This window comes from Pseudomonas sp. GW821-FHT05H12 (assembly GCF_059419385.1).
The window spans coordinates 93,588-119,956 of the sequence record NZ_JBWKRS010000006.1; the positions used below are offsets into that span (position 1 = coordinate 93,588).

Annotated in this window: 30 protein-coding genes, 1 tRNA gene and 1 pseudogene; 24 read left to right on the plus strand and 8 right to left on the minus strand. The window is 58.4% G+C overall.

What is annotated here, in order from left to right; translation table 11 throughout:
* The first annotated feature begins 115 nt into the window (after nt 1-115).
* Nucleotides 116-688, plus strand: coding sequence for a hypothetical protein (locus tag AC07SU_RS07325; RefSeq protein ID WP_494996623.1), 573 nt, complete (start codon nt 116-118; stop codon nt 686-688).
* A gap of 185 nt (nt 689-873) precedes the next feature.
* Here the strand turns inward: AC07SU_RS07325 and AC07SU_RS07330 are convergent, their stop codons facing one another.
* The 5 genes and pseudogenes from AC07SU_RS07330 to AC07SU_RS07350 form a co-directional block, all read right to left on the minus strand.
* Nucleotides 874-1,161, minus strand: a complete 288-nt coding sequence (locus AC07SU_RS07330) for a colicin E3-like toxin immunity protein (protein ID WP_494996624.1) — start codon at nt 1,159-1,161, stop codon at nt 874-876.
* A gap of 50 nt (nt 1,162-1,211) precedes the next feature.
* Entirely contained in the window at nt 1,212-1,835 is a 624-nt protein-coding gene (locus AC07SU_RS07335; RefSeq protein WP_494996625.1) for a DUF3916 domain-containing protein, read from the minus strand.
* Between the two features lie 24 nt (nt 1,836-1,859).
* The gene (locus tag AC07SU_RS07340; protein ID WP_494996626.1) at nt 1,860-2,117 is read right to left on the minus strand and encodes a colicin E3-like toxin immunity protein; all 258 of its coding nucleotides are present in this window, start codon (nt 2,115-2,117) and stop codon (nt 1,860-1,862) included.
* 32 nt (nt 2,118-2,149) lie between these two features.
* Nucleotides 2,150-2,344 (minus strand): annotated as a pseudogene (locus AC07SU_RS07345) (detoxification); the annotation flags it as partial.
* Nucleotides 2,345-2,602: 258 nt separating this feature from the next.
* The gene (locus AC07SU_RS07350) at nt 2,603-2,974 is read right to left on the minus strand and encodes a PH domain-containing protein (protein ID WP_176997007.1); all 372 of its coding nucleotides are present in this window, start codon (nt 2,972-2,974) and stop codon (nt 2,603-2,605) included.
* 123 nt (nt 2,975-3,097) lie between these two features.
* On the opposite strand from AC07SU_RS07350, the gene AC07SU_RS07355 reads away from it, so the two are divergent.
* On the plus strand, nt 3,098-3,733 hold the full coding sequence (locus AC07SU_RS07355; RefSeq protein WP_494996627.1) for a LysE family translocator: 636 nt from the start codon (nt 3,098-3,100) through the stop codon (nt 3,731-3,733).
* An 8-nt stretch (nt 3,734-3,741) separates the two neighbouring features.
* Here AC07SU_RS07355 and AC07SU_RS07360 read toward each other — a convergent pair whose 3' ends face one another.
* Nucleotides 3,742-4,071, minus strand: a complete 330-nt coding sequence (locus AC07SU_RS07360) for a hypothetical protein (RefSeq protein ID WP_494996628.1) — start codon at nt 4,069-4,071, stop codon at nt 3,742-3,744.
* Between the two features lie 168 nt (nt 4,072-4,239).
* Between AC07SU_RS07360 and AC07SU_RS07365 the strand changes: the two genes are divergently transcribed.
* The 4 genes from AC07SU_RS07365 to AC07SU_RS07380 all read left to right on the plus strand — a co-directional run bounded on the left by AC07SU_RS07365 (nt 4,240) and on the right by AC07SU_RS07380 (nt 9,658).
* Entirely contained in the window at nt 4,240-4,776 is a 537-nt protein-coding gene (locus AC07SU_RS07365; RefSeq protein WP_176997010.1) for a sigma-70 family RNA polymerase sigma factor, read from the plus strand.
* Entirely contained in the window at nt 4,773-5,738 is a 966-nt protein-coding gene (locus AC07SU_RS07370) for a FecR domain-containing protein (protein ID WP_494996629.1), read from the plus strand. Before AC07SU_RS07365 ends, AC07SU_RS07370 begins: the two co-directional genes overlap by 4 nt.
* A 90-nt stretch (nt 5,739-5,828) precedes the next feature.
* Nucleotides 5,829-8,237 carry a TonB-dependent siderophore receptor gene (locus AC07SU_RS07375; RefSeq protein ID WP_494996630.1) on the plus strand — a complete coding sequence of 803 codons (2,409 nt, stop codon included), beginning with the start codon at nt 5,829-5,831 and terminating at the stop codon, nt 8,235-8,237.
* A gap of 1,112 nt (nt 8,238-9,349) precedes the next feature.
* Nucleotides 9,350-9,658 (plus strand): DUF3077 domain-containing protein, encoded by a 309-nt coding sequence (locus AC07SU_RS07380; protein WP_176997013.1) that lies wholly within the window; start codon nt 9,350-9,352, stop codon nt 9,656-9,658.
* Between the two features lie 165 nt (nt 9,659-9,823).
* Here AC07SU_RS07380 and AC07SU_RS07385 read toward each other — a convergent pair.
* Nucleotides 9,824-9,908 (minus strand) — tRNA-Leu (locus AC07SU_RS07385).
* A 108-nt stretch (nt 9,909-10,016) separates the two neighbouring features.
* On the opposite strand from AC07SU_RS07385, the gene queA reads away from it, so the two are divergent.
* From queA to AC07SU_RS07415, 6 genes are all read left to right on the plus strand, one after another.
* Nucleotides 10,017-11,066 (plus strand): tRNA preQ1(34) S-adenosylmethionine ribosyltransferase-isomerase QueA, encoded by a 1,050-nt coding sequence (gene queA, locus AC07SU_RS07390; RefSeq protein ID WP_494996631.1) that lies wholly within the window; start codon nt 10,017-10,019, stop codon nt 11,064-11,066.
* A gap of 5 nt (nt 11,067-11,071) precedes the next feature.
* Nucleotides 11,072-12,187: a tRNA guanosine(34) transglycosylase Tgt gene (tgt, locus tag AC07SU_RS07395; protein ID WP_032803964.1), complete on the plus strand. Its 1,116-nt coding sequence runs from the start codon at nt 11,072-11,074 to the stop codon at nt 12,185-12,187.
* 43 nt (nt 12,188-12,230) lie between these two features.
* Nucleotides 12,231-12,569: a preprotein translocase subunit YajC gene (gene yajC / locus AC07SU_RS07400; RefSeq protein WP_003175975.1), complete on the plus strand. Its 339-nt coding sequence runs from the start codon at nt 12,231-12,233 to the stop codon at nt 12,567-12,569.
* A gap of 62 nt (nt 12,570-12,631) precedes the next feature.
* The gene (gene secD, locus AC07SU_RS07405; protein WP_176997015.1) at nt 12,632-14,500 is read left to right on the plus strand and encodes a protein translocase subunit SecD; all 1,869 of its coding nucleotides are present in this window, start codon (nt 12,632-12,634) and stop codon (nt 14,498-14,500) included.
* A gap of 9 nt (nt 14,501-14,509) precedes the next feature.
* Nucleotides 14,510-15,424, plus strand: a complete 915-nt coding sequence (gene secF, locus AC07SU_RS07410; RefSeq protein WP_176997016.1) for a protein translocase subunit SecF — start codon at nt 14,510-14,512, stop codon at nt 15,422-15,424.
* A 123-nt stretch (nt 15,425-15,547) separates the two neighbouring features.
* Nucleotides 15,548-16,090: a glycine zipper 2TM domain-containing protein gene (locus AC07SU_RS07415; RefSeq protein WP_176997017.1), complete on the plus strand. Its 543-nt coding sequence runs from the start codon at nt 15,548-15,550 to the stop codon at nt 16,088-16,090.
* 197 nt (nt 16,091-16,287) lie between these two features.
* On the opposite strand, the gene suhB is transcribed toward AC07SU_RS07415, so the two are convergent.
* Complete coding sequence (gene suhB, locus AC07SU_RS07420; RefSeq protein ID WP_003175971.1) at nt 16,288-17,103, minus strand: type III secretion system regulator SuhB; 816 nt, start codon at nt 17,101-17,103, stop codon at nt 16,288-16,290.
* A gap of 145 nt (nt 17,104-17,248) precedes the next feature.
* Here suhB and trmJ point away from each other — a divergent pair, with 145 nt between their 5' ends.
* From trmJ to rlmN, 12 genes are all read left to right on the plus strand, one after another.
* Entirely contained in the window at nt 17,249-18,019 is a 771-nt protein-coding gene (trmJ, locus tag AC07SU_RS07425; RefSeq protein ID WP_494996632.1) for a tRNA (cytosine(32)/uridine(32)-2'-O)-methyltransferase TrmJ, read from the plus strand.
* 2 nt (nt 18,020-18,021) lie between these two features.
* Entirely contained in the window at nt 18,022-18,804 is a 783-nt protein-coding gene (cysE, locus tag AC07SU_RS07430; RefSeq protein WP_176997019.1) for a serine O-acetyltransferase, read from the plus strand.
* A gap of 269 nt (nt 18,805-19,073) precedes the next feature.
* Nucleotides 19,074-19,565, plus strand: coding sequence for a Fe-S cluster assembly transcriptional regulator IscR (gene iscR / locus AC07SU_RS07435; protein WP_003194020.1), 492 nt, complete (start codon nt 19,074-19,076; stop codon nt 19,563-19,565).
* Nucleotides 19,566-19,615: 50 nt separating this feature from the next.
* Nucleotides 19,616-20,830 carry an IscS subfamily cysteine desulfurase gene (locus tag AC07SU_RS07440; protein WP_176997020.1) on the plus strand — a complete coding sequence of 405 codons (1,215 nt, stop codon included), beginning with the start codon at nt 19,616-19,618 and terminating at the stop codon, nt 20,828-20,830.
* Nucleotides 20,831-20,929: 99 nt separating this feature from the next.
* Nucleotides 20,930-21,316: a Fe-S cluster assembly scaffold IscU gene (iscU, locus tag AC07SU_RS07445; protein WP_028617851.1), complete on the plus strand. Its 387-nt coding sequence runs from the start codon at nt 20,930-20,932 to the stop codon at nt 21,314-21,316.
* Between the two features lie 28 nt (nt 21,317-21,344).
* Nucleotides 21,345-21,668, plus strand: a complete 324-nt coding sequence (gene iscA / locus AC07SU_RS07450; protein ID WP_003175963.1) for an iron-sulfur cluster assembly protein IscA — start codon at nt 21,345-21,347, stop codon at nt 21,666-21,668.
* 8 nt (nt 21,669-21,676) lie between these two features.
* The gene (hscB, locus tag AC07SU_RS07455; RefSeq protein WP_038848811.1) at nt 21,677-22,198 is read left to right on the plus strand and encodes a co-chaperone HscB; all 522 of its coding nucleotides are present in this window, start codon (nt 21,677-21,679) and stop codon (nt 22,196-22,198) included.
* Nucleotides 22,199-22,251: 53 nt separating this feature from the next.
* On the plus strand, nt 22,252-24,114 hold the full coding sequence (gene hscA / locus AC07SU_RS07460; RefSeq protein WP_176997021.1) for a Fe-S protein assembly chaperone HscA: 1,863 nt from the start codon (nt 22,252-22,254) through the stop codon (nt 24,112-24,114).
* Between the two features lie 3 nt (nt 24,115-24,117).
* The gene (gene fdx, locus AC07SU_RS07465; protein WP_017736823.1) at nt 24,118-24,459 is read left to right on the plus strand and encodes an ISC system 2Fe-2S type ferredoxin; all 342 of its coding nucleotides are present in this window, start codon (nt 24,118-24,120) and stop codon (nt 24,457-24,459) included.
* 14 nt (nt 24,460-24,473) lie between these two features.
* Entirely contained in the window at nt 24,474-24,674 is a 201-nt protein-coding gene (gene iscX / locus AC07SU_RS07470) for a Fe-S cluster assembly protein IscX (protein ID WP_494996633.1), read from the plus strand.
* Between the two features lie 88 nt (nt 24,675-24,762).
* Nucleotides 24,763-25,188: a nucleoside-diphosphate kinase gene (ndk, locus tag AC07SU_RS07475; protein ID WP_060754319.1), complete on the plus strand. Its 426-nt coding sequence runs from the start codon at nt 24,763-24,765 to the stop codon at nt 25,186-25,188.
* 29 nt (nt 25,189-25,217) lie between these two features.
* On the plus strand, nt 25,218-26,366 hold the full coding sequence (gene rlmN / locus AC07SU_RS07480) for a dual-specificity RNA methyltransferase RlmN (RefSeq protein ID WP_176997022.1): 1,149 nt from the start codon (nt 25,218-25,220) through the stop codon (nt 26,364-26,366).
* The last annotated feature ends 3 nt before the right edge of the window (nt 26,367-26,369 follow it).

The following is a 26,369-nucleotide window of genomic DNA, read 5'->3' on the forward strand; positions in this document are numbered from 1 at the left end:
CCACGACTCTTGCATCGCTGATTGCTTGAGCATCAGCCGCTTATTCGGTCCCAGCGGAACAAACTGTTTAAACTCGGGTCCAGTCTTCACTCTCATCCCCGATAAGGACATCCCCATGAAGCGCATCGCGCTGCTTTCCCTCGCCCTGGCCCTGGGCGCCTGCCAATCCAACCAACGCGACTCTTCGCCTAGCCTGCTCAAGGACGGCGTGCAATTTCGCCAGAAAACCGTAACGGTCGATGCCGAACACGCCAAAGTCATCATGAAAGCCTACGGCGGCACCAACCCCGTCGAATTTTCCATCCGCCGCGAAGGCGACCCTGACCAACGCGTGGAATCCTTGGGTACGGTGGTGGACACCGGTGAAGGCCGTGTTTTCAACTGGATCGCCAAACTCAACCAGACAGTCGCCAGCGCCGGGTTCAAACGCTTTCCGCAGCTGGAGATCCAGGCGGACCCAGGCAAGAAACTCACCGTATTTGGTCGGGCGGGAAACATAGGCAATGGCGCTTATTACAGCTGCATACCGCCGGAGAGCACGTTCACCCCAGAGAAAGCGAAGGTGTATCTGGTGGAGTTCCAGTTCACGCCTAGTCGTTCGGCGTGTGCACAGCAGGTATTTGATATCACCGATCCGGCGAATCGGGTGTTGATGGGTGGGGAGGGGAGTGAGACGAAGGCGGGGTAAGCGGGCTTGATTGAACGGTGGGCATTGCCCACCGTTTGCGCGGTAAAGGCTGGACGTTGATGGCTGTGCATTGAGCTGCGCGTTCGCTCGTACCGGTAAGCGCCGTAACTCCCGTGGCGCACGCCATGGGTGCGGGTGTTGACTGAGCGGTAGAGGGCCGGCTTTGTGCTGTAGGTTTCATTGCATCAAGACGCCTTCTCAGGTTGCTTTGAAGGGGGTGGCCAGGCGCCTTGGTAGCGAAAGGAAATTTGGTAGTCGAGCTGATTGGGTTCAATCATGTGTTGGAAATACGGCTGGATAATCGTTATCCAGTTAGGCAGTACGTTGAATACGTCGGCGTATATCGCGGTCTCCTCGCCTAGACCCAATGCTTCAAAAACACTGTCGGGATCTTCGATATCCGCTGAGTACTCAGCTGCCTTCAAGTCACTGCTGTGCTTTTCGTACCACCGCAGTCTTATCTTCATCACCATTTTGGAAACCTCTCTCTATCGTCAGTTACGACAGTCATGGCGATGGAGGGTTAAACGGATGGGCCGAACAGATGTGGATGTTGCGCCTGGAAGGACCTGAAGGTTTGATACTTCCAGCGCTCTGCGCCAGGTTCATCATCGTTCGTGCTGACTTCTCCGAAGTACCAGTGCTCTGACTCGAAGACGTTTCCTTCTTCGTCTTCATGAACAAAGTGAAAGCCAACCTCGTGAAGCCCCGGCGGGACGGTCAGGCCCCATTCACAGGCGAGACTTCGTCCGGTGATGCGGGTTTGCCGGAAGTGTTCGTAGTCAAAGGGTTGGGTGTGGCCGAGATGGCGCGCTTTGTCGGTGTAGACACAGACTCTGCTTGAGAACATGTCCGGGACCATGATGCAGGCGACAATCCAACACTCAGGGTCATCGTCTAACCGAGCTTCAAACAGATGACCTGCAACCTTGATCAACTGTTGAGCGCAATGCGCCAGAATCTCCGGCGTGGTTTGCTTGCCTTCAACAAGATTCTCGATAACCGGGATTCTTATATTTATGTAATTGGGTTCCGACGGCAGCTCGTTGTAAAAGCAGCCTTTGAAGCGGTCAGCCCAACGGGTCAGGGCTCTGAGGTGCCTGGGGATGTTGCGGAGTTTTTTGTTTGTTAGTGACAGTCTGCGCATGAGGCTTAATTCTCTACGTTTGTGTTATTCGTTTGCTTCTTCGTAATCAAACGCGATGAAGTAATCACTTTCAGAAAGCTCAATCTCATGAGAAAAGTACGCCTGTACCAGTAGTACCCACTCTCGCCGCAGCTCAAACATACCGTTGTTGACGTCCTCATCTACCGACAGTCCAAGGTTGGAAATTACGGAGTAGTCGTCTCCCAACTCCGCCGAGTCCTCCGCGCCGCTTAGGTGTTTGGTGGTTCTGTCGAACCATTCCAGCCTCACTTTTAGTCCCATGTGGTCCTCACAGATATTTTTTGAACCGGCGACACATAACCCGTCGGATCGCTATAGCAAATGATGCCGTCGGGCAGATGGCGCGGTTTGGCGGGGGGCGGTTTTGAGGTGGAAGCCGGGATGAAAGAATCGATCAACGGCGAATAGGGCACGCGCGATGGTTGCGGGGTCAGGATGCGCTGTTTGAGCTGTTCTTCTTCGGTGGGAGGGTAAAAGCGCTCTGACATGACCGGCTCACTTCCTTGTGTGGGGGAGTGAGCGTACGAGGGGGGAGGCGACAGTTGATATTGGCTTTGTTCGAGGCGGAGCGTGGGAAAAGTCAGCGTGTTTGTAATGGCCGAATCGTCAGGAGGCGTTCTCTTATCTGGGTATAGGGAGAGCGCAGGTCGTTTTGCCAGGGAGGCATATTAGGGGGGCGGTAGGAGATTTGATGGTGTACGGGCAGGCGCCATCGCTGGCAAGCCAGCTCCTACATTTGATGCTGTTCAGCCCAGCAGATGCTTGGAAATCAACCGCGAGATTTCCACAATCGAGGTCTTCCCGGTGAACTCAAACTTCACTTTCCCCAGCGATGAAAAGTAGATCTCCAACTCCGAGTCCAGATCAAACGTCCCAGCCGTTTCCACCGAGTACGCCACGATGTTCTTGTACGGCAGCGAGGTGAAGTCCTTCTTGCTGCCGGTGATCCCCTGCACGTTGACCGCGATGATGCGTTTGGTGGTGAAGACCACCCCGTCGCGCATGGCCTTGTAGGCGTCGACCACTTCTTCGCCGTCCAGCAGCAGCGCCGAGACGCGTTCGGCGTATTCGTTGTTTTGCTTGAGTTTGAAAAAGCCTTTGTTGTTGAAGTCGATCATATGCCTGTCCTTGTGTATGCCGTTTTGCTCACGGATCTGTATCTAACGCGGGCATTTTGAACGCCCTACCATGGCGGCCAACCTGACAACCTTGGCCAGAAGATAAAAAAGCGGAGCCCCATCATGCCTGAACTGTCCAACTGGCTTGCCTATGCGCTGATCTCCCTCGGCATGGTGCTCACCCCCGGCCCGAACATGATTTACCTCATTTCACGCTCTATCTGCCAGGGGCGCACGGCTGGGTTGATTTCCCTGGGCGGCGTGGCGTTGGGGTTTCTGGTTTACATGCTGTGTGCGGCGCTGGGGATCACGGCGCTGGTGATGGCGGTGCCGTTTGCCTACGACGCCCTGCGTTTTGGCGGTGCGTTGTATCTGCTCTACATGGCCTGGCAGGCCGTGAAACCGGGCGGGCGTTCACCGTTTCAGGTACGGGACCTGCCTCAAGACAGCCCGCGCAAGCTGTTCACCATGGGCTTGGTGACCAACCTGCTGAACCCCAAGGTGGCGGTGATGTACCTGTCGTTGCTGCCCCAATTTATTGACCCGAATGGCCATGGCAGTGTGCTGACGCAATCGTTGGTGCTGGGTTTCACGCAGATTTTGATCAGCGTGAGCGTCAACGCAATGATTGCCACCATGGCGGGTTCCATCGCGGTGTTTTTTGTCACCCGGCCGGGCTGGCAGGTGGTGCAGCGCTGGTTGATGGGGTCGGTGCTGATGGGGTTGGCGGTGCGGATGGCGGTGGAAGGGCGACGCTGAGTCGCGCTTCACAAAATGGCTTTCAGATAGTCCTTGAGGGTGTTGAGCGGGGCATTGAGTGCTTCAAGTGTTGATGCTTGGCGCACGTCCACCGCAAGCCGTTGCAGCTCGCGGCCCATCACGGTGTTGGCGCCGCCCAGGGACTTGAGTGCGAGTGTCAGGCACTCATCAACCTTGAGTTGAATAGTAGCCAGATCCCCCTGCCGCACCAACAACCCAAACACCTCGCGGTCATACCCGACCATCACTGGGTCATCACGCAAAACCGGGCTGCCGCCGTCCGTCTCGTACACCAGTTTCAGTGCAAAGAGCGCCACCGCTTCCAGCGTCAATTCCATGGTTTCGGTTCCTCGGCGTCTTTTGGGAGGGCGATGATCCCTGTTCTGAACCGGAAAAAAAAGACCTCGTACTTCAAGCCGTCCGCCGCAATGCCATCGCTTTTGCTCGTTGTAGTGGTCAGTTTTTCTCATTACCATTGGGAACAATTCTTATTCGTAGGGCTGTGTATGCCACCGCTTCCCGAGCCCGGCACCGCATCTTTGAGCATCAGCAGCCTTTATTGCGCCCATCACGGCTGGATTCAACGTTGGCTGGCGCGAAAACTCGGCAATGTCAGTGATGCCGCCGAGCTGGCTCATGATGTGTTTGTCAGGCTGTTGAGCCACCCGCGTGAGTTCGGCAGCGAAGGGCATGCGCGTGCGTACCTCAGCACCTTGTCGCGCAATGTGTGTGTGGATTTTTTCCGACGCAAGCACGTGGAGCAGGCCTGGCTTGAGGTGTTGGCGAGCCGGCCTGAAGCGTGCGCGCCTTCGGAAGAACATCGCGCATTGGTGTTGGAGGCCCTGGTGCATTTGCAGGCGATGCTTGATCGCTTGCCGGCCAAGGTGTCCGAGGCATTCTGCCTAGCCCAGATCGAGGGCTTGAGCTATCGCGAGATCGCGCTGCGGATTGGCGTGAGCGAGCGCACCGTTACCAAATACATCGGCCAAGCCATGTTCCAGTGCATGGTGCTGGAGGCTGAGTTGGACGGTGCCTTGGCATGAGCACCAACCCCGGTGGCCTCGACCATGCCACTTTGCAACAGGCCGCCGACTGGTTCGCTCGTCTGAGTGCCGAACCCAACGCCTTGCCGGTGCATGAGGCCTGGCGCCAATGGCATGCCCACAGTGAAGTCAATCGTCTGGCCTGGAGCTATGTCGCGCGTGTGGGGCAACGCTTTGCACCGTTGCAGGACGATGCCGTGGGTGCCAACAAGACGCTGGAGAGTTTGCGGCAGTCCCAGCGTTCGCGGCGCCAGGTGTTGCGCGGGCTGTCGGTGGTCTTGGGCGGCACGCTACTGGGCTGGGCCGGTTGGCAGCAGCGTTGGGTGTCGGGCACCTGGCGCGCGGATTTCCATACGAACACCACGGTGCTGGGCGAGCAGCTGTTGGCCGATGGAACGCGTATTTGGCTCAACAGCGGCACGGCGTTGGATGTGAATTTCAGCGCCGGTCAGCGTGAGTTGAAACTCTACAGCGGCGAAATCCTGATCAATACCGGCAAGGACGGTCGCCCCTTCGTGGTGGATACACCGCAGGGCCGCTTGCGTCCGCTCGGCACACGCTTCAGCGTGCGTGAGCAGGATGGGCACACGCTGCTCAATGTATTTGAGGGCAGCGTGGAGGCCAGCTGCGGCGACACGGATCAACGCCGCATCATACCGGCGGGGCAGGGTGTTCTATTCGACCGTCAGCACCTGGGCGCAATGCAACGTGCGCAACCTGGGCGTGAGGCTTGGGCAAAAGGTGTGCTGATGGCGAACGATATGCGCCTGGGGGACTTTATCGGCGAACTGGCCAGCTATCGCCATGGCCATCTGGGCATCGACCCACAGGTCGCCAACCTTCGGGTGATGGGCACGTATCCCCTGCAAGACACCGATCAGGCTCTGACCATGCTTGAGCAGGTCTTGCCCGTGCGCACCGAGCGGCGCTTCGCCTGGTGGACCACGGTGGTTCCGCGCTGATTTTTTTGCATCGTGTGCTTCCGGTTTTGATTGCTCATTCGAATTAGTGAAGGACAACGGCTTGATGCCTCCTTCGACCGGAACTGTTTTATGTCCTCATTCCTGCGTAACTCACCACAACCCTTGGCGCTGGCTATTGCGTTTGCCTTGGCCATCCCCACCAGCCTGAGCATGGCGCCACGGGCGGCAGCCGCCGAGCAGTCCAGCGTGCAGACCTACGATCTGCCGGCCGGTGCCCTGGCTGACCAACTCAACCGGCTCGCCGCCCAGGCCGGCATCTACCTGGCAGGCAATGCCGCGCTCACCGCCGGCAAGACAGGCCCGGCGCTGCGCGGCAGCTACACGGTCGACCAGGCACTGCAAACGCTATTGGCTGGCAGTGAGCTTACGGTGGTGCAGACCGGCGAAGGGCGCTATCAATTGCAGCCGGGTGCAGGCGGCGCGTTGCAACTGGGCACGGTGTCGATCTCCGGCATGGCGCCGGGTTCGACCACTGAGGGCACCGGCTTGTACACCACGTATTCGTCCAGCAGTTCGACGCGGTTAAACCTGACCCAAAAAGAAACCCCGCAATCGCTCACGGTCATCACCCGTCAGCGCCTCGACGATCAGAAGCTCACCAACCTCACCGAAGTGCTGGAAGCCACGCCGGGCATCACCGTGCTGCGCGTCGGTGTAGGCGCGGAGAACGATACATACTGGTCCCGTGGTTTTCAGATCAACAACTTCGAGATCGACGGCGTACCCACCTCGGCGCGTCTGGACAACACCACGCAAAACACCGCGATGTACGACCGTGTTGAAGTGGTGCGCGGCGCCACTGGTCTGATCAGCGGCTCGGGCACGCCCTCGGCGACCATCAACCTGATCCGCAAGCGCCCGACCGCCGAGGTCCAGGCCAGCATCACGGGAGAGGCGGGCAGTTGGGACCGTTATGGCACGGGCTTTGATGTCTCCGGGCCTTTGAACGACAGCGGCAATGTTCGCGGGCGCCTGGTGGTGGACTACAAGAAACAGAACTCCTGGGTCGACCGCGTCAACACCGACTCGCAACTGGTGTACGGCATTTCCGAGTTCGACCTGAACGACGCCACCATGCTCACGGTGGGCTTCAGCTACATTAACAATCAGGTCAACGACCCGCTGCGTACCGGCTTCCAGATGTTCTACAGCAATGGCAACCGCACCCATTTCAGCCGTTCCGCCAACAGCGCGCCGGACTGGGCGTACAACGACCGCAAGCAGACCAACGTCTTCACCTCCATCGAGCACCAGTTCGATAACGGTTGGAGCGGCAAGGTGGAAGTCAGTCACACCCAGAACCAGTTCGATGAACTGATCAACTACATGAACGGTGATATCGATCAGGACACGGGTGCTGGCGCTTACCTGTACCCCAACCGCTGGTCCGGCACACCGCGCCAGAACAATCTTGATGCCTACCTCACCGGGCCATTCAGCCTGTTCGGCCGTGAGCATGAGTTGATCGCCGGCGTCACAATGTCACGTTACAACGAAAACACCCCAAGCCACGGCGGTTGGTTCGGCTCCTGGACCGGCTACGACGGCACGGTGCCCAACATCTTCAACTGGAACGGCAGCGGGGCCAATCGCCCGGATACCACGCCGGTGGGCAAGACCCACATCGAAGAAAACCAATACGCCGCCTACCTGACTTCGCGCTTTCATGTCACCGACAACACCGCAGTCATCCTCGGCAGCCGCGTCACTAACTGGAAGCGCAACAACGAATCCAGCGTGTACGCTGACCCGACCCAAAACACCGAAAGCAAGGAAACCCGCAACGGCGTTTTCCTGCCCTACGCGGGTATCGTCTACGACCTGAGCGAAACGTGGGCGGTGTACGCCAGCTACACCAAAATCTTCAACCCGCAGGCCTATGGCGTCCACGACGAAAACAACAAAGCCCTCGACCCCCAGGAAGGCACCGGCTACGAAGTCGGGGTGAAAGGCAGCTTCAACGACGACAAACTCAACGCCAGCCTGGCGCTGTTCAAGATCGACCAGGACAACCTCGCGGTGTACGTGCGTGCGCCGGACATCTACCGTCTGGAGCAAGGCACCACTACCCAAGGCGTCGAACTGGAACTCAACGGCGAACTGAGCGAAGGCTGGCAAGCATCGGCGGGCTATGCGTACAGCGTGAGCACCAACCAGGACGATCAGCGCATTGTCACCACCAGCCCACGGCATAGCCTCAAAACCTTCACCACATACCGCCTGCCAGGTGTGCTCGACAAGATCACCGTGGGCGGTGGCGTGAACTGGCAGAGCAAGACGGGGATGGACCTGCACACGTTCGATCAGGGCAGTTATGCACTGACCAATTTGATGGCGCGGTATGACATCAGCAAGAACCTGAGTGCCACGTTGAACGTGAATAATGTGTTTGATCGCAGCTACTACGCGTATGCGGATAGCTGGAGTGTTTATGGCGCGCCGCGTAATTTTATGACGAGTTTTAAGTATACGTTTTGAATCGCACCGGATTCGCTAGACGCCTTGCAGCCCCGTTTGGCGAATGAGGTGGTGCTCAAGCGTGTGTGTAGGTCGGTGAGTTGAAGTTGTATGAGCTGGCGTCTTCGCAGGAAAGCCAGCTCCCACAGGGGGATTGCGTTTCAAGGTGGAGAGGGCGGTGAGCAGTGAATTCGCTGGCTGCCGACTTCTCTGCAGGCGAAAAAAAAGACCTTGAATTTCAAGGTCTTTTTTTAAGATGGTGCCCCGAGGGAGGCTGGAGCCTCCCATATAATCCGTAGCTTACAGATCGGTAATATGGTTAGGGATACACGGAGGGATACAAGCTGCTTGGGCCTTTGATCTTGCAATCCTAAGTTTGGTTATGAACGATCCGTAAACCCCCTCGTTCTCTGCCAGGAATTTAGCTGGTGTGGCAAGGATTGCAGCAATAGTAACAACCATTAATTTTTAGTGTGGGATTTGCTACCCGAGCGGCGCTGACTGCGCCGGTGCAGGTGAGATGATTTCCGAGTGGTACCTGATTCTCCGGCCTTGGCATGAAGCTGCAGCCAATCGTTGTGTTATGCACTTCGTAGTCGCCGTTGGCCTGTACATTTCTATTCACGACAAATGATTGCATTGGCTAGTCCTCGCTTCCGTGTGTCGGATCGGTAATGACTCAATATTTAGCAATGTGTGCTGTGTTCGCTGAGTTGCACGAAGACCAGCACGGAAGGAGGGTAGCTGGAGGATGGCAGAAAGCAATCAGTCTCCAGAATGGTGCTGGGGACCCTGGCACTATCTGAAGTACACGGGGCATGAAACCCGCGGGATCGAGTGAGTGGGAGGTGCCGGAAGTTACTGAAATTTCAATCGTTGAAATTGAAAGGATCTTGAAGAAAAAGGGCCATCGTTTCAGCTTCGGTAAAGGTGGCTATATCTGTTGCTGATAGTGAGCACCTGCATGGCGTCAACCATGGTGATGGATGTCAGCCCGCGCATAGCTGCCACCTATTCGCATGAGAAACGAACGTGGCAGCTCTCTACATTAGGAGCTAAGCAATGAGCGTTTCTGATAGGTCGTATCTTCGCAATCCCACAACCCAGACCTCCACCTATCTGGGAGGTGCCCAATGATCAACCCACCCCTCAACAAAACCCTCGGAGTCATCACCTTCTCCACCTGCGGCAAACAGCCCAACCTTCACCGCCTATTCCGCGTCAATTCCGGCGTACCCATTCGCGATGCCCTTGAGCATGCCTCAGAGCTTCTCCACTGTTCAAAAATGCTGGCATTGGGTGCGGCGATGGACACGAACGCGGATTGCTATGCCTGGGCGGCACATTATTTGGCGGAGATGGCGAAGGCGGTGGTGGATGATTTGGCGAATGGAATGTTGCCGAATGGGCTGGTGGAGGAGGGTGAAGCGGTTGGTGTGTAGGCGGGTGATTTGATGGTGTTGGGGCTGGCGCCTTCGCAGGCAAGCCAGCTCCCACAGGGGGATTGCGTTTCAAGGTAGAGAGGGCGGTGAGCAGTGATTTCGCTGGCTGCCCACTTTTCTGCAGGCGAAAAAAAAGACCTTGAATTTCAAGGTCTTTTTTTAAGATGGTGCCCCGAGGGAGACTCGAACTCCCACTCCTTTCGAAAACGGATTTTGAATCCGCCGCGTCTACCAATTCCGCCATCAGGGCTCAATGGCGGCGAAGTATAGAGAGGTGATTACCGTTGGTCAATCACGTTTCATGGTCAATTTTCACTATTTCCGCTAGACTTCCCGGCCCTGCTAGACGAACCCCATCATGCGCGTTGCTGACTTTACTTTTGAGCTCCCTGATTCGCTGATCGCTCGCCACCCTTTGGCCGAGCGTCGCGCCAGTCGACTGCTGACCCTGGACGGGGTGAGCGGTGCCCTCGCACACCGTCAATTCACTGATTTGCTTGAGCATTTGCGCCAAGGCGATCTGATGGTGTTCAACAATACCCGGGTGATTCCGGCTCGCCTTTTTGGCCAGAAAGCCTCCGGCGGCAAGCTGGAAATTCTGGTGGAGCGGGTGCTGGACAGCCATCGCGTGCTGGCCCATGTGCGCTCCAGCAAGTCGCCGAAGCCGGGTTCGAGCATCCTCATTGATGGCGGTGGCGAAGCCGAGATGGTGGCGCGCCATGATGCGTTGTTCGAGCTCAAGTTCACCGAGGAAGTGCTGCCGTTGCTGGAGCGCGTCGGCCATATGCCGCTGCCTCCTTATATAGACCGCCCCGACGAAGACGCGGACCGCGAGCGCTATCAAACCGTTTACTCCCAGCGCCTTGGTGCCGTGGCCGCGCCGACTGCCGGGCTGCATTTTGATCAGCCGCTGCTGGATGCGATTGCCGCCAAGGGCGTCGAAACGGCTTATGTGACCCTGCACGTGGGGGCCGGTACATTTCAGCCGGTGCGTGTGGATAAGATTGAAGACCACCATATGCACAGCGAATGGCTGGAAGTCAGCCAGAACGTGGTGGATGCGGTGGCCGCGTGCAAGGCGCGCGGCGGTCGGGTGGTTGCCGTGGGCACCACCAGCGTGCGGTCGCTGGAGAGCGCGGCGCGTGATGGCGTGCTCAAGCCGTTCAGTGGCGACACCGATATCTTTATTTTCCCGGGCCGGCCGTTCCATGTGGTCGATTGCCTGGTGACCAACTTCCATTTGCCGGAATCCACGCTGTTGATGCTGGTGTCGGCATTTGCCGGTTACCCGGAAACCATGGCCGCTTATCAAGCCGCCATCGCCAACGAGTACCGTTTTTTCAGCTACGGTGATGCGATGTTTATCACCCGTAACCCGGCGCCACGCGGCCCAGAGGAACAATCATGAGTCGTATGTCGTTTGAATTGCTGGCCACGGATGGTAAAGCTCGCCGCGGCCGTCTGACCTTCCCACGTGGCACCGTCGAGACCCCGGCCTTCATGCCGGTGGGCACCTACGGCACCGTCAAGGGCATGCTGCCGCGTGACATCGTCGCCACCGGCGCCGAGATCATCCTCGGCAATACTTTCCACCTGTGGCTGCGCCCGGGCACGGAAGTGATCAAGAAGCACGGCGACCTGCATGACTTCATGAAGTGGCAAGGCCCGATCCTGACCGACTCGGGTGGTTTCCAGGTGTTCAGCCTGGGTGCCATGCGCAAGATCAAGGAAGAGGGCGTGACCTTCGCCTCGCCGGTGGACGGCGCCAAAGTGTTCATGGGCCCGGAAGAGTCGATGCAGGTGCAGCGCGACCTGGGCTCTGACATCGTGATGATTTTCGACGAGTGCACCCCGTACCCGGCCGATGAAGACGTCGCGCGGATCTCCATGGAGTTGTCCTTGCGCTGGGCCCAGCGCTCGAAAAATGCCCACGGTGATAACACCGCAGCACTGTTCGGTATCGTGCAGGGCGGCATGCATGAAAGCCTGCGCAAGCGCTCGCTGGAAGGCTTGGACAAGATCGGCTTTGACGGCCTGGCCATCGGCGGTTTGTCGGTGGGCGAGCCCAAGCACGAGATGATCAAGGTGCTGGATTACCTGCCGGGCCTGATGCCCGCTGACAAACCTCGTTACCTTATGGGCGTTGGCAAACCGGAGGATCTCGTAGAGGGTGTGCGCCGCGGTGTGGACATGTTCGATTGCGTGATGCCAACCCGTAATGCCCGCAATGGGCATCTGTTCATCGATACGGGCGTGCTGAAGATCCGTAACGCGTTCCATCGCCATGATGATTCGCCGCTGGATCCCACCTGTGATTGCTACACCTGCCAGAACTTCTCCCGTGCTTATCTGCACCATCTGGACAAGTGTGGGGAAATGCTGGGTAGCATGTTGAATACCATCCACAATTTGCGTCACTACCAAGTCCTGATGGCTGGTTTGCGCGAGGCTATTCAACAGGGTACATTGGCCGCCTTCGTCGATGCCTTCTATGCCAAGCGCGGGCTCCCTGTGCCGCCCTTGGACTGAGTTTTCCGACCCTAAGATTCACTATTTGCAACTGGAGTGCTAAATGAGCTTTTTTATCTCTAACGCCATGGCTGATGCCGCTGCGCCTGCCGCTGCCGGTCCTATGGGCGGTGGTTTCGAGTGGATTTTCCTGGTCGGCTTCCTGGTCATCTTCTACCTGATGATCTGGCGTCCACAGGCCAAGCGCGCCAAAGAGCAGAAAAACCTGCTGGGCAGCCTGCAAAAAGGTGACGAAGTTGTGACCACCGGCGGTATCGCTGGCAAGATCACCAAGGTTTCCGACGCTTTCGTGGTTCTGGAAGTCTCCGATACCGTAGAAATGAAGTTCCAGAAGGGCGCCATCGCCGCCACGCTGCCAAAAGGCACGCTCAAAGCGATCTGAGTAACAACCTTTACCAATCGACGGGGCGCGCAAGGCGCCCCGCGTTATAAGCGGGCGGCGTGATGCTGAACAAATACCCTCTGTGGAAATACGTACTGATCCTGGCGGTGCTGGCGATCGGTTTTATTTATTCCGCTCCCAATCTTTATCCTGATGACCCGGCGATCCAGATCACTGGCGCCAGCACTTCGCTGCAAGTCAATCAGGCTGACCTGGAGCGCGCGAGCAAAGCGCTCACCGACGCGGGCATCCAGGTCAAAGCGGCAACATTGGCGGCTGATGCGAAGGGCGGTTTGTTGCGCCTGACCAAGGCAGAAGACCAATTGCCGGCCAAAGACGTCGTGCGCAAGGCCATGGGTGACGACTACGTAGTCGCGCTCAACCTGGCACAGACCACGCCAAAATGGCTGCGCAGCATTGGCGCGCACCCGATGAAGCTGGGTCTGGACTTGTCCGGTGGTGTGCACTTCCTGCTGGAAGTCGACATGGACAAAGCCCTCGACGCACGTCTGAAGGTCTACGAAGGCGACGTGAAGAGCCTGCTGCGCAAAGAGAAGTTGCGTTATCGCAGCCTGCCGCAGCTCAACGGTGCCATCCAGCTGGGCTTCTCTGATGAAGCGTCCCGCGAACAGGCCCGTGCGCTGGTGCGCAAGAACTTCAACGATTTCGACATCGTACCGGCCGACCTGAACGGTCAACCTGTACTGCGTCTGGCGATGACCCCGGCCAAGCTGGCGGAAATCCGTGAATACTCCATCAAGCAGAACTTGACCACGGTACGTAACCGCGTCAACGAGCTGGGTGTGGCCGAGCCGATCGTTCAGCGTCAGGGTGCTAACCGCATCGTGGTTGAGCTGCCGGGCGTACAGGACACCGCTGAAGCCAAGCGTATCCTGGGTAAAACCGCCAACCTGGAATTCCGATTGGCCGCTGAGCCGGGTGCTACCCGCGCCACTGCCGAGGAATTCGAGTTCCGCGAAGGCAACCGTCCTCCAGCGCTGATCGAGCGTAGCCTGATCATCACCGGTGACCAGGTCACCGATGCCAAGGCGGGTTTTGGCGAGCACGGCACGCCTGAAGTGAACATCCGCCTGGATGGTCACGGCGGTGAGCTGATGAGCCGCGCCACGCGCAGCAACGTCGGTCGCAGCATGGCGGTAATCTTTATCGAACAGCGTCCGGTCACCACTTACACCAAGCAAGTGGTCGACGGCGTCGAGAAAGACGTGCCGGTGCAGACCTTCAAGGAAGAGAAGAAGATCATCAGCCTGGCGACCATCCAGTCGCCGCTGGGTGCTCAATTCCGCATCACTGGCCTGAACGGCCAGGGCGAGTCGTCCGAGCTGGCGCTGCTGCTGCGTGCCGGTGGCCTGGCTGCCCCGATGTACTTCGCTGAAGAACGTACCATTGGCCCAAGCCTGGGTGCTGACAACATCACCAAGGGTATCGACGCGGCCTTGTGGGGCATGCTGTTCGTTTCCCTGTTCATCATCGCCATCTACCGCTTCTTCGGCATCATTGCCACCGTGGCCCTGGCGGGCAACATGGTGATGCTGCTGGCCCTGATGTCGCTGCTGGGCGCTACCCTGACCTTGCCAGGTATCGCCGGTATCGTACTGACCATGGGTATGGCGGTAGACGCCAACGTACTGATCTTCTCGCGGATCCGTGAAGAGATCGCGGCGGGCATGACCGTACAGCGCGCAATCAACGAAGGCTTCGGCCGGGCATTTACCGCGATTCTCGACTCCAACTTGACCACCTTGCTGGTCGGCGGGATTCTCTTTGCCATGGGCACCGGCCCAGTCAAAGGTTTTGCGGTGACCATGTCCCTCGGTATCTTTACCTCGATGTTCACGGCCATCATGGTGACCCGCGCAATGGTCAACCTGATCTTTGGCGGGCGTGACTTCAAGAAGTTGTGGATTTAAGGGGCTGCCATGTTACGTACAATCAACTTCATGGGCGTTCGCAACGTTGCGTTCGGCGTCACCGTGCTCCTTACCGTTCTGGCGTTGTTCAGCTGGTTCCATAAGGGCCTGAACTACGGCCTGGACTTCACCGGCGGTACGCTCATCGAGCTGACCTACGAGAAGCCGGCCGACGTTACCTTGGTGCGCAGCGAGCTGGTCAAGGCCGGCTATCACGAAGCCATCGTGCAGAGCTTTGGTGCAACCACCGACCTGTTGGTGCGTATGCCTGGCGAAGACCCTCAACTGGGTCACCAGGTGGCCGAGGCCTTGCAGAAGGTCGGCGGCGACAATCCGGCGTCGGTCAAGCGCGTCGAGTTCGTCGGCCCGCAAGTGGGTGAGGAGCTGCGCGACCAAGGCGGCCTGGGCATGCTGATGGCGCTGGTCGGCATCATGATCTACCTGGCTTTCCGCTTTCAGTGGAAGTTCGGTGTCGGCGCCATTGTATCGCTGATCCACGACGTGATCGTGACCGTGGGTATCCTGGCGTACTTCCAGGTGACCTTCGACCTGACCGTACTGGCGGCTGTGCTGGCGATCATTGGTTACTCCCTCAACGACACCATCGTGGTATTCGACCGGGTTCGTGAGAACTTCCGCGTACTGCGCAAGGCGTCGTTGATCGAGAACATCAACGTCTCCACCACCCAGACCCTGTTGCGGACGATGGCGACGTCGATCTCCACCTTGCTGGCGATCGCGGCCCTGATGATCTTTGGTGGCGACAACTTGTGGGGCTTCTCCCTGGCGCTGTTCATCGGCGTTCTGGCGGGTACCTACTCGTCGATCTACATCGCCAACGTGGTGTTGATCTGGCTGAACCTCAACAGCGAAGACCTGATCCCTCCTGCTGCAACTGGCAAGGAGGTCGACGACCGCCCTTGATGGGTGCTTGTTGATCTGCTGTTACAAAGAAGGCACGAGTATTGAACTCGTGCCTTTTTTTTTGCTCCAAGGCTGGGTATAGCGCGGACGTTTCGGTCCGTTTGTGATGGTCAGGAGGTTCACGTGAACAAGTCGTTGCTGGTTGGTGCGGTATTGGGTGCTGTCGGTGTGACTGCCGGGGGTGCTGTTGCCACCTACAGCCTGGTAAAAAGCGGCCCTGAGTATGCGCAAGTGCTGGCGGTGCAGCCGGTCAAGACCCAGATCAAAACCCCGCGCGAGGTCTGCAAGGATGTCGCCGTGACCCGGCAGAAGCCGGTAGAAGATCAACATCAGATCATCGGCACCGTGGTCGGTGCGCTGGCAGGTGGCCTGTTGGGCAACCAGGTCGGTGGCGGTAATGGCAAGAAGCTGGCCACCGTGGCCGGTGCAGTGGGCGGTGGTTATGCCGGTAACAAGGTTCAGGAAGGCATGCAGAACCGCGATACCTATACCACCACACAAACCCGTTGTAACACCGTCAACGACATCAGCGACAAGGTGGTCGGTTATGACGTGCGTTACACCCTGGATGGCAAAGAGGGCTCGGTGCGCATGGAGCGTGATCCGGGCAACCAGATTCCGGTCGACAAAGAAGGTCGCCTGATTCTCGGTCAGAACCAGCAGTAATTGACACCACAATACTTGTAGGAGCCGGCTTGCCGGCGATAGCGGTAGGTCAGTATTAAGAGCGCTGACAGATAGATCGCCATCGCCGGCAAGCCGGCTCCTACAGTGAATTGTGTGTTGCTCAGTAGTTTTTAGGTTTTCCTAAAGCCCAGGCATAAAAAAAGCACCCCGAAGGGTGCTTTTTTGTGCCCGCTCGCTTAGCGCTTCAGCGAGGCCGGCAGGTGCGGCTGGATCGCCGTCAGTACTGCCTTGAAGCATTTGGTGTTACCGGCAACCACGTGGCCTTTCTCAAGGAAGTCATGACCACCGGTGAAGTCGCTCACCAGGCCGCCCGCTTCCTGGATCAGCAGAGCGCCTGCTGCCATGTCCCACTCGGACAGGCCCGACTCCCAGAACGCATCGAAGCGACCTGCGGCCACATAAGCCAGGTCCAGGCTTGCAGCGCCAGCGCGACGGATGCCAGCGGTCTGGCCAACCAGGGCGCGGAACATGCCCAGGTAGTTTTCCAGGTTGTCCATCTGGTCATCACGGAATGGGAAGCCGGTGCCCAGCAGGGCGCCGTCCAGGCTGGTGCGACCGCTGACGCGCAGGCGACGACCATTCAGTTGGGCGCCACGGCCACGGCTGGCGGTGAATTCTTCCTGGCGAACTGGGTCCAGAACCACGGCGTGTTCCAGGCGGCCACGGTATTTGCACGCGATGCTCACGGCAAAGTGCGGGATGCCGCGCAGGAAGTTGGTGGTGCCATCCAGTGGGTCGATGATCCACAGGTAGTCTTCGCCTTCACCGCTGCCTTTGTGCAGGCCGGTTTCTTCGCCGAGGATCCCGTGGGTAGGGTAGGCCTTGCGTAGGGCGTCGATGATTTTCTGTTCGGCGGCGCGATCCACCTCGGATACGTAATCCTTGGCGTCTTTTTCGTCGACCTTGATGGTATCCAGGCGCTCGATGGAGCGGAAGATCAATTCACTGGCGCTGCGGGCGGCGCGCAGCGCGATATTCAGCATGGGCTGCATGGATGTGTCACCTAAGGTTGTTAAAGAAAGCCGAGCATTCTAGCAGAAACTTTCTTCAGGTGAAGGACGACGTTAGCTTTCATGGCATAACCTTAGGCTGTTCTGTAAGATTTGCTCCCCTTTCCCGTGTCCGAGAGCGCCTCCCTTGCTGCAAAACATTCGTGTCGTCTTGGTCAATACCAGTCATCCCGGCAACATCGGCGGGGTGGCGCGAGCCATGAAAAACATGGGGTTGACGCGCCTGGTGCTGGTCGACCCGCGCGTGTTCCCGCACCACGAGGCTGATGCCCGTGCATCGGGTGCCAATGATCTGCTTGAAAAAGCCCAGGTCGTCGCCACCTTGGAAGATGCCTTGGTCGGCTGCAATTTGGTGCTAGGCACCAGTGCTCGCGACCGTCGCATCCCCTGGCCGCTGCTGGATCCGCGTGAATGCGGGACCAAAGTGGTCGAGGAGGCCGCAGGCGGCGCTGAAATCGCCTTGGTCTTTGGTCGTGAGGACTCCGGCCTGACCAATGAAGAGCTGCAGCGATGTCATTACCACGTGCATATCCCATCGGACCCAGGGTTCAGCTCGCTGAACCTTGGGGCGGCGGTGCAGGTGTTGACCTACGAAGTGCGCATGGCCTGGTTGGCCGCGGCTGGCCAGCCGAGCAAGGTAGAGAAGGAAGAGGTTGCGTCGACCAAGAGTGGTGAGTTGGCCACCATGGACGATTTGGAGCGATTCTATGAGCACCTGGAACAAACCCTGGTGGCCATCGAGTTCCTCGATCCGGAAAAACCACGGCACTTGATGGCACGCCTGCGTCGCCTTTACGGACGCAGCTCGGTCAGCCGGGCAGAAATGAATATATTGCGTGGCATCCTCACGGAAACCCAGAAAGCGGCCCGTGGCGAGCTGCTTAAGCGGAAGGATTAAAAATGTTCGAGCGTTTGCGAGAAGATATCCAGAGTGTTTTCCACCGTGACCCGGCGGCGCGCAACGCCTTTGAAGTGCTGACCTGCTACCCGGGCATGCACGCGATCTGGATTCACCGGTTGTCCGGTGCCCTGTGGGGCATGGGCTGGAAATGGATGGCGCGGCTGGTCTCGAACTTCGGACGCTGGCTGACCGGGATCGAGATTCACCCGGGTGCCAAGGTGGGTCGCCGCTTCTTTATCGATCACGGTATGGGCATCGTGATTGGCGAAACCGCCGAGATCGGCGATGACGTGACCCTTTATCAGGGCGTGACCCTGGGCGGCACCAGCTGGAACAAAGGCAAGCGCCACCCGACGCTGGGTGATGGCGTGGTGGTGGGGGCGGGCGCCAAGGTGCTCGGCCCGTTTACTGTCGGTGCGGGTGCCAAGGTCGGCTCCAATGCGGTGGTGACCAAGGCGGTTCCGCCCGGCGCTACCGTTGTCGGTATCCCGGGTCGAATTATCGTCAAGCCCGAAGCAGGTGATGAGCAGGAAGCCAAGCGCAAGGCCATGGCCGAGAAAATCGGCTTCGATGCCTATGGCGTCAGCGAAGACATGCCTGACCCGGTGGCCCGGGCCATCGGCCAGCTGCTCGATCATTTGCAGGCCGTGGATGGCAAGCTGGACGGCATGTGCGGTGCGTTGAAGGATCTCGGCAGTCCTTACTGTGCGAAAGATCTGCCTGAGCTGCGCGAAGAAGATTTCGCCGAGATCAAGGCCGAAACCAATCAGCAAGCCAGCTGAAATACTCCCTTGTAGGAGTCCGGCTTGCCGGCGATGGCATCTTCAGGGTCGCAATCGCCGCGGTGCGACGATTCGACAAGCCGGGCTCCTACAAGGCGTACGCTTTATCGGCCACATGATGTTGAATGTGCCATTACCCCTCGCACCCTGCTATGATTCGCGCGCCCTTTTTACGGGTAATCCTGACTAAAGTACTAGGTCTTATAGTTGACTTAAATACTCGGGAATCGCATACTTGCTCCCATTCTGAAACACCTTGGTACTTGTCCATGAGACTGACTACAAAAGGCCGATACGCGGTGACCGCCATGCTTGACCTGGCCTTGCACGCGCAAACTGGGCCGGTGTCCCTGGCCGATATCTCCGAGCGCCAAGGCATTTCCCTGTCCTACCTCGAGCAACTGTTCGCCAAATTGCGCCGTAGCAATCTGGTTTCCAGTGTGCGTGGGCCGGGTGGCGGCTATCAGTTGTCCCGCGACATGCAGGGCATCCAGGTAGCGCAGGTGATCGATGCGGTCAACGAATCCGTCGATGCCACCAAATGCCAGGGTTTGGGTGATTGCCACGCCGGCGACACCTGCCTGACGCACCACCTGTGGTGTGACTTGAGCCTGCAGATCCATGAGTTTTTGAGTGGTATCAGCTTGGCTGATCTTGTGACTCGCCGTGAGGTGCAAGAAGTAGCCCAGCGTCAGGACCAGCGCCGTTGCAACACCAAGGCGCCGCGTCTGGACAAGATTGAAGCGTCCGCCGTCGAGTGACAGCCGAAGAGCTAACGGCACGCCAGCCAGCCTGATTTAGGAGAAAGTCCATGAAATTGCCGATTTACCTTGATTACTCTGCGACCACCCCGGTTGATCCGCGTGTCGCGCAAAAGATGAGCGAATGCCTGCTGGTTGACGGAAACTTCGGCAACCCAGCCTCCCGTTCCCACGTATTCGGCTGGAAAGCCGAGGAAGCGGTCGAGAACGCTCGTCGTCAAGTCGCCGACCTGGTTAATGCCGACCCACGCGAAATCGTCTGGACTTCCGGTGCTACCGAGTCCGACAACCTGGCAATCAAGGGCGCGGCGCATTTCTACGCGACCAAAGGCAAGCACCTGATCACCACCAAGATTGAGCACAAGGCTGTCCTCGACACCATGCGCCAACTGGAGCGTGAAGGTTTCGAGGTCACCTACCTCGAGCCAACCACCGACGGTATCGTCACCCCGGCCATGATCGAAGCAGCCCTGCGTGAAGACACCATCCTGGTTTCCGTGATCCATGTGAACAACGAAATCGGCACCATCAACGACATCGCGGCCATTGGCGAGCTGACCCGCTCCAAGGGCGTGCTGCTGCACGTCGACGCTGCCCAGTCCACCGGCAAGGTCGACATTGACCTGTCGAAGCTGAAAGTCGACCTGATGTCGTTCTCTGCCCACAAGACCTACGGCCCTAAAGGCATCGGCGCGCTGTACGTGAGCCGCAAGCCACGTGTGCGCATCGAAGCCACCATGCACGGCGGCGGTCACGAGCGCGGCATGCGTTCGGGCACCCTGGCGACCCACCAGATCGTCGGCATGGGCGAAGCCTTCCGCGTAGCCAAGGAAGACATGGCTGCCGAAAACATCCGCATCAAAGCCCTGAGCGACCGCTTCTACAAGCAGGTCGAAGGCCTTGAAGAGCTGTACATCAACGGCAGCATGACCGCCCGTGTACCGCACAACCTGAATTTGAGCTTCAACTACGTCGAAGGCGAGTCGCTGATCATGGCGCTCAAGGACCTGGCGGTTTCGTCCGGTTCGGCCTGCACCTCGGCATCCCTTGAGCCTTCGTACGTACTGCGCGCCCTGGGCCGCAACGACGAACTGGCACACAGCTCGATCCGCTTTACGTTCGGCCGTTTCACCACCGAAGAGCAAGTCGACTACGCCGCGCAGAAAGTCTGCGAAGCCGTCAACAAGCTGCGCGTTCTGTCGCCGCTGTGGGACATGTACAAAGACGGTGTCGATATTTCCAAGATCGAGTGGGCGGCACACTAACTATAGAAGCCGCCACCCCAGCTCTGTAGGAACGTGGCGGAAAACGCAGGCGTTTCTACAGGGTTCCAGAGCGGCCCTGATGAGTGAGGATTCAGTACCATGGCTTATAGCGAAAAGGTCATCGACCACTACGAAAACCCGCGTAACGTCGGCAAGATGGACGCGGAAGACCCAGATGTCGGCACCGGCATGGTCGGCGCCCCGGCGTGCGGCGACGTGATGCGCCTGCAGATCAAGGTCAACGACGCGGGCGTTATCGAAGACGCCAAGTTCAAGACCTACGGCTGCGGTTCGGCCATCGCCTCCAGCTCCCTGGCGACCGAATGGATGAAAGGCAAGACCCTGGATGAGGCTGTCACTATCAGCAACACCCAGCTGGCCGAAGAACTGGCCCTGCCGCCAGTGAAAATCCACTGCTCGGTACTCGCAGAAGACGCCATCAAGGCAGCTGTTCGCGACTACAAGCAGAAGAAAGGCTTGATCTAAGCATTTGGCGACGAGTAAGGAGTCAACGATGGCTATCAGCATGACAGAAGCGGCTGCGCAGCACATTCGCCGCTCCCTGAATGGGCGCGGTAAAGGTGAGGGGATTCGTCTGGGTGTTCGCACCACGGGCTGTTCCGGCCTTGCCTACGTGCTGGAGTTTGTCGACGAGGTGGTTGCGGAAGACCAGGTGTTCGAAAGTCACGGCGAAAAAGTGATCATCGACCCTAAAAGCCTGACCTACCTGGACGGCACCGAACTCGATTTCGTCAAGGAAGGGTTGAACGAAGGCTTCAAGTTCAACAACCCCAACGTGCGCGGTGAATGTGGCTGCGGCGAAAGCTTCAACATCTGAGGCTATTCGTGGGTACTCCTTGTCATTTCGCTTTATTCGAGCTGCAGCCGAGCTTTCGCCTGGACCTCGAGCAGCTTGCCACGCGCTACCGAGAATTGGCGCGTGGCGTGCATCCAGACCGCTTCGCTGACGCTTCCGAGCGTGAGCAGCGCGTGGCGCTGGAGAAGTCGGCCAGCCTCAACGAAGCCTATCAGACGCTGAAAAACCCACCCAAGCGTGCGCGCTATCTGCTCGCAATGAACGGTGGGGAGTTGCCGCTTGAAGTCACGGTGCACGACCCGGACTTCCTGATGCAGCAGATGCAATGGCGCGAAGAGCTCGAAGACCTGCAGGACGAAGCCGACCTGGCGGGTGTCGCAGTCTTTAAGCGTCGTCTGAAAACGGCCCAGGATGAGCTCAACGAAAGCTTCGCAGCCTGTTGGGATGATGCAGCGCAACGCGAGCAGGCCGAGCGCCTGATGCGGCGCATGCAGTTCCTCGACAAGCTCACCTACGAAGTGCGCCAGCTAGAAGAGCGCCTCGACGATTAACCCAGTGTGCTGCCCGTGATGCACGCCTGATAGACAGATAAGACCTGATTACCATGGCCCTACTGCAAATCGCCGAACCCGGCCAAAGCCCTCAACCGCACCAGCGTCGCCTGGCGGTCGGGATTGACCTGGGCACCACCAATTCCCTGGTTGCTGCCTTGCGCAGCGGCCTGTCCGAGCCGTTGCCCGACGCTGATGGCCAGGTGATCCTGCCGTCTGCCGTGCGCTACCACGCCGATCGCACCGAAGTCGGTGAGTCGGCCAAGCTGGCAGCCTCTACCGACCCGTTGAACACCGTACTGTCGGTCAAGCGTTTGATGGGTCGTGGTCTGTCCGACGTCAAGCAATTGGGTGACCAGTTGCCGTACCGTTTTGTCGGTGGCGAATCCCATATGCCGTTCATCGACACTGTCCAGGGCCCGAAAAGTCCGGTGGAAGTGTCGGCCGATATCCTCAAGGTGCTGCGCCAGCGTGCGGAGAACACCTTGGGTGGCGAACTGGTCGGTGCGGTGATCACGGTGCCTGCTTACTTCGATGACGCTCAGCGCCAAGCCACCAAGGATGCGGCGAAACTCGCCGGCCTGAACGTGCTGCGCCTGCTCAATGAGCCGACTGCGGCGGCTGTGGCCTATGGCCTGGACCAGCACGCCGAAGGCCTGGTCGCTATCTATGACCTGGGCGGCGGCACCTTTGATATTTCGATCCTGCGCCTGACCGGCGGTGTCTTCGAAGTGCTGGCCACCGGTGGCGACAGCGCCCTGGGCGGCGATGACTTCGACCACGCCATTGCAGGCTGGATCATCAGCAGCGCCGGCTTGTCGGCTGACCTGGACCCGGGCGCACAGCGTAACCTGCTGCAAACCGCCTGCGCCGCCAAGGAAGCGCTGACGGATGCTGCTTCTGTCGAGGTTTCCTACGGCAATTGGTCGGCTCAGCTGACTCGTGAAGCTTTCGATTCGCTCATCGAGCCGATGGTCGCCCGTAGCCTGAAAGCCTGTCGCCGTGCCGTGCGTGACTCCGGTATCGAGCTGGAAGACGTCGGTGCCGTGGTCATGGTCGGTGGTTCCACACGCGTGCCGCGCGTTCGCGAGGCGGTGGCTGAAGCCTTTGGCCGTCAGCCGTTGACTGAAATCGACCCGGATCAAGTGGTGGCCATTGGTGCTGCGATCCAGGCCGATACCTTGGCCGGCAACAAGCGCGATGGTGGCGAACTGCTTCTGCTCGACGTGATTCCGTTGTCCCTGGGGCTGGAAACCATGGGCGGCCTGATGGAGAAGGTGATTCCACGCAACACCACCATCCCTGTCGCCCGTGCCCAGGACTTCACCACCTACAAAGATGGCCAGACGGCCATGATGATCCATGTGCTGCAAGGCGAGCGCGAGCTGATCAGCGACTGTCGCTCCCTGGCGCGCTTTGAATTGCGCGGTATCCCGGCCATGGTCGCGGGCGCAGCAAAGATTCGCGTGACCTTCCAGGTCGACGCTGACGGCCTGTTGAATGTGGCGGCGCGCGAGCTGGGTTCGGGCGTTGAAGCCAGCATCCAGGTCAAGCCGTCCTACGGCCTCACCGACGGTGAAATCGCCAAGATGCTCAAGGACTCCTTCCAATACGCCGGTGACGACAAGGTCGCCCGCGTGTTGCGTGAGCAGCAAGTGGATGCTCAGCGCCTGCTTGAAGCGGTGCAGGGCGCCCTTGATGTTGATGGCGAGCGCCTGCTGGATGCCGAAGAACGCATGGTCATCGACCTGCAGATGCAGGAACTGGCCGAACTGATGAAAGGCTCCGATGGTTACGCCATCGAGCAACAGACCAAGCGCCTGTCGCAAGTGACCGATGCCTTTGCCGCCCGTCGTATGGACCAGACGGTAAAAGCCGCCCTGGCGGGACGCAACCTGAATGAAATCGAGGAATAATTAATGCCGCAGGTCATTTTTCTGCCACACGCCGAGCATTGCCCGGACGGTATGGTCGTGGAGGCTGAGACCGGCAAGTCCATCCTCGAAGTTGCCCATGACAACCACATCGAGATCGAGAGTGCCTGCGGCGGTGTCTGCGCCTGCACCACCTGTCACTGCATCATTCGTGAGGGTTTCAATACCCTGGAAGAAGCTGACGAGCTGGAAGAGGACTTTCTTGATCGCGCATGGGGCCTGGAAGCTCATTCGCGCCTAAGCTGTCAGGCAAAGGTCGGGACTGAAGATATCACTGTCGAAATTCCGAAGTATTCGCTCAACCATGCCGCCGAAGCGCCGCACTGATTGGTAGAACTGTCATGAGTTATGGTTGGAATGATGTACAGCGTATTGCTGAAGAACTCGCTGAAGCCAAGCCGGACGTGAGTCCGCTGACGGTCAACTTCGTTGATCTGCAGCACTGGATCATGGAGCTGCCTGATTTTGACAATACTTCTGGCCGCTGTGGCGAGAAGGTCTTGGAAGCGGTCCAGGCACTCTGGATCGAAGAAATCGACTGATCATCCCGGCAGGTTAGGCAATACCCAATAACCCGCGTATAATTCGCGGGTTTAATTTTTCGTAAATTACCGTTTCTGGAGTTACACCATGGCTGTTCAACGTACTTTCTCCATCATCAAGCCTGACGCTGTTGCAAAAAACGTCATCGGCGAGATCACCACTCGTTTCGAAAAAGCCGGCCTGAAGGTTGTAGCTTCGAAACTCAAGCAACTGTCCAAAGCTGAAGCTGAAGGCTTCTACGCTGAGCACAGCGCTCGTGGTTTCTTCGGCGACCTGGTTGCCTTCATGATCTCCGGTCCTGTTGTTGTTCAGGTTCTGGAAGGCGAAAACGCTATCGCTCTGAACCGTGAGCTGATGGGCGCTACCAACCCTAAAGAAGCAGCTGCTGGCACCATCCGTGCTGACTTCGCTGAGTCCATCGACGCCAACGCTGTTCACGGTTCGGACTCCGAAGCCGCTGCTGCTCGCGAAATCGCTTACTTTTTCGCTGCTACTGAAGTAACCGCTCGCTAAGCATCGGCTTAAAGAGTGAGGGTGAATCCATGACTACATCGACTGTTAAAACCAACCTGCTGGGTCTGACTCAGCCGGAAATGGAGAAATTCTTCGACTCAATCGGGGAGAAGCGTTTCCGTGCCGGTCAGGTAATGAAGTGGATTCACCACTTTGGCGTCGACGATTTCGACGCCATGACGAACGTCAGCAAGGCCCTGCGCGACAAGCTCAAGGCCATTGCTGAGGTCCGTGGTCCCGAAGTGGTCAGCGAAGACATCTCCAGCGACGGCACCCGTAAGTGGGTGGTGCGCGTGGCGTCCGGCAGCTGCGTCGAGACCGTGTACATTCCCCAGGGCAAGCGCGGCACCTTGTGCGTTTCGTCCCAGGCAGGCTGTGCCCTGGACTGCAGTTTCTGCTCCACCGGCAAGCAAGGCTTCAACAGCAACCTCACTGCCGCCGAAGTGATCGGCCAGGTGTGGATTGCCAACAAATCCTTTGGCAGCGTCCCGGCGACCGTCGACCGTGCCATCACCAACGTGGTGATGATGGGCATGGGTGAGCCGCTGCTGAACTTCGACAACGTCATTTCGGCCATGCACCTGATGATGGACGACCTGGGGTACGGCATCTCCAAGCGCCGTGTAACCCTGTCGACCTCCGGCGTGGTCCCGATGATCGATGAGCTGGCCAAGCACATCGACGTCTCTCTGGCGCTGTCGCTGCACGCACCCAATGACGCATTGCGTAACCAATTGGTGCCGATCAACAAGAAGTATCCGCTTAAGATGCTGCTCGAATCTTGCCAGCGCTACATGGCAACCCTCGGCGAAAAGCGTGTGTTGACCATTGAGTACACACTGCTCAAGGACATCAACGACAAGGTCGAGCACGCGGTCGAGATGATCGAGTTGCTCAAGGACACGCCGTGCAAGATCAACCTGATTCCGTTTAACCCGTTTCCCCATTCTGGCTACGAGCGGCCGAGCAACAACGCCATCCGCCGTTTCCAGGATCAACTGCACCAGGCTGGCTACAACGTCACCGTCCGCACCACCCGTGGTGAAGACATCGACGCCGCCTGTGGCCAATTGGTAGGGCAGGTGATGGACCGCACCCGCCGCAGCGAACGTTATATCGCCGGACGCGAACAGAACGCCGCCGACGATTTACCGCTGATTGCTGTGAATCGAATCTGAGAG

Bases quoted from the DNA above. Each gene is read 5' to 3' on its own strand.
- AC07SU_RS07325 (WP_494996623.1), top strand. From the start codon at position 116: ATGAAGCGCATCGCGCTGCTTTCCCTCGCCCTGGCCCTGGGCGCCTGC.
- hscA (WP_176997021.1), top strand. From the start codon at position 22,252: ATGGCCCTACTGCAAATCGCCGAACCCGGCCAAAGCCCTCAACCGCAC.
- suhB (WP_003175971.1), bottom strand. From the start codon at position 17,103: ATGCAGCCCATGCTGAATATCGCGCTGCGCGCCGCCCGCAGCGCCAGT.
- AC07SU_RS07330 (WP_494996624.1), bottom strand. From the start codon at position 1,161: ATGGTGATGAAGATAAGACTGCGGTGGTACGAAAAGCACAGCAGTGAC.
- AC07SU_RS07355 (WP_494996627.1), top strand. From the start codon at position 3,098: ATGCCTGAACTGTCCAACTGGCTTGCCTATGCGCTGATCTCCCTCGGC.
- yajC (WP_003175975.1), top strand. From the start codon at position 12,231: ATGAGCTTTTTTATCTCTAACGCCATGGCTGATGCCGCTGCGCCTGCC.
- cysE (WP_176997019.1), top strand. From the start codon at position 18,022: ATGTTCGAGCGTTTGCGAGAAGATATCCAGAGTGTTTTCCACCGTGAC.
- iscR (WP_003194020.1), top strand. From the start codon at position 19,074: ATGAGACTGACTACAAAAGGCCGATACGCGGTGACCGCCATGCTTGAC.
- iscU (WP_028617851.1), top strand. From the start codon at position 20,930: ATGGCTTATAGCGAAAAGGTCATCGACCACTACGAAAACCCGCGTAAC.
- AC07SU_RS07440 (WP_176997020.1), top strand. From the start codon at position 19,616: ATGAAATTGCCGATTTACCTTGATTACTCTGCGACCACCCCGGTTGAT.
- AC07SU_RS07360 (WP_494996628.1), bottom strand. From the start codon at position 4,071: ATGGAATTGACGCTGGAAGCGGTGGCGCTCTTTGCACTGAAACTGGTG.
- AC07SU_RS07375 (WP_494996630.1), top strand. From the start codon at position 5,829: ATGTCCTCATTCCTGCGTAACTCACCACAACCCTTGGCGCTGGCTATT.
- AC07SU_RS07350 (WP_176997007.1), bottom strand. From the start codon at position 2,974: ATGATCGACTTCAACAACAAAGGCTTTTTCAAACTCAAGCAAAACAAC.
- AC07SU_RS07380 (WP_176997013.1), top strand. From the start codon at position 9,350: ATGATCAACCCACCCCTCAACAAAACCCTCGGAGTCATCACCTTCTCC.
- rlmN (WP_176997022.1), top strand. From the start codon at position 25,218: ATGACTACATCGACTGTTAAAACCAACCTGCTGGGTCTGACTCAGCCG.
- queA (WP_494996631.1), top strand. From the start codon at position 10,017: ATGCGCGTTGCTGACTTTACTTTTGAGCTCCCTGATTCGCTGATCGCT.
- AC07SU_RS07340 (WP_494996626.1), bottom strand. From the start codon at position 2,117: ATGGGACTAAAAGTGAGGCTGGAATGGTTCGACAGAACCACCAAACAC.
- iscX (WP_494996633.1), top strand. From the start codon at position 24,474: ATGAGTTATGGTTGGAATGATGTACAGCGTATTGCTGAAGAACTCGCT.
- tgt (WP_032803964.1), top strand. From the start codon at position 11,072: ATGTCGTTTGAATTGCTGGCCACGGATGGTAAAGCTCGCCGCGGCCGT.
- ndk (WP_060754319.1), top strand. From the start codon at position 24,763: ATGGCTGTTCAACGTACTTTCTCCATCATCAAGCCTGACGCTGTTGCA.
- AC07SU_RS07370 (WP_494996629.1), top strand. From the start codon at position 4,773: ATGAGCACCAACCCCGGTGGCCTCGACCATGCCACTTTGCAACAGGCC.
- AC07SU_RS07335 (WP_494996625.1), bottom strand. From the start codon at position 1,835: ATGCGCAGACTGTCACTAACAAACAAAAAACTCCGCAACATCCCCAGG.
- AC07SU_RS07365 (WP_176997010.1), top strand. From the start codon at position 4,240: ATGCCACCGCTTCCCGAGCCCGGCACCGCATCTTTGAGCATCAGCAGC.
- fdx (WP_017736823.1), top strand. From the start codon at position 24,118: ATGCCGCAGGTCATTTTTCTGCCACACGCCGAGCATTGCCCGGACGGT.
- iscA (WP_003175963.1), top strand. From the start codon at position 21,345: ATGGCTATCAGCATGACAGAAGCGGCTGCGCAGCACATTCGCCGCTCC.
- secD (WP_176997015.1), top strand. From the start codon at position 12,632: ATGCTGAACAAATACCCTCTGTGGAAATACGTACTGATCCTGGCGGTG.
- secF (WP_176997016.1), top strand. From the start codon at position 14,510: ATGTTACGTACAATCAACTTCATGGGCGTTCGCAACGTTGCGTTCGGC.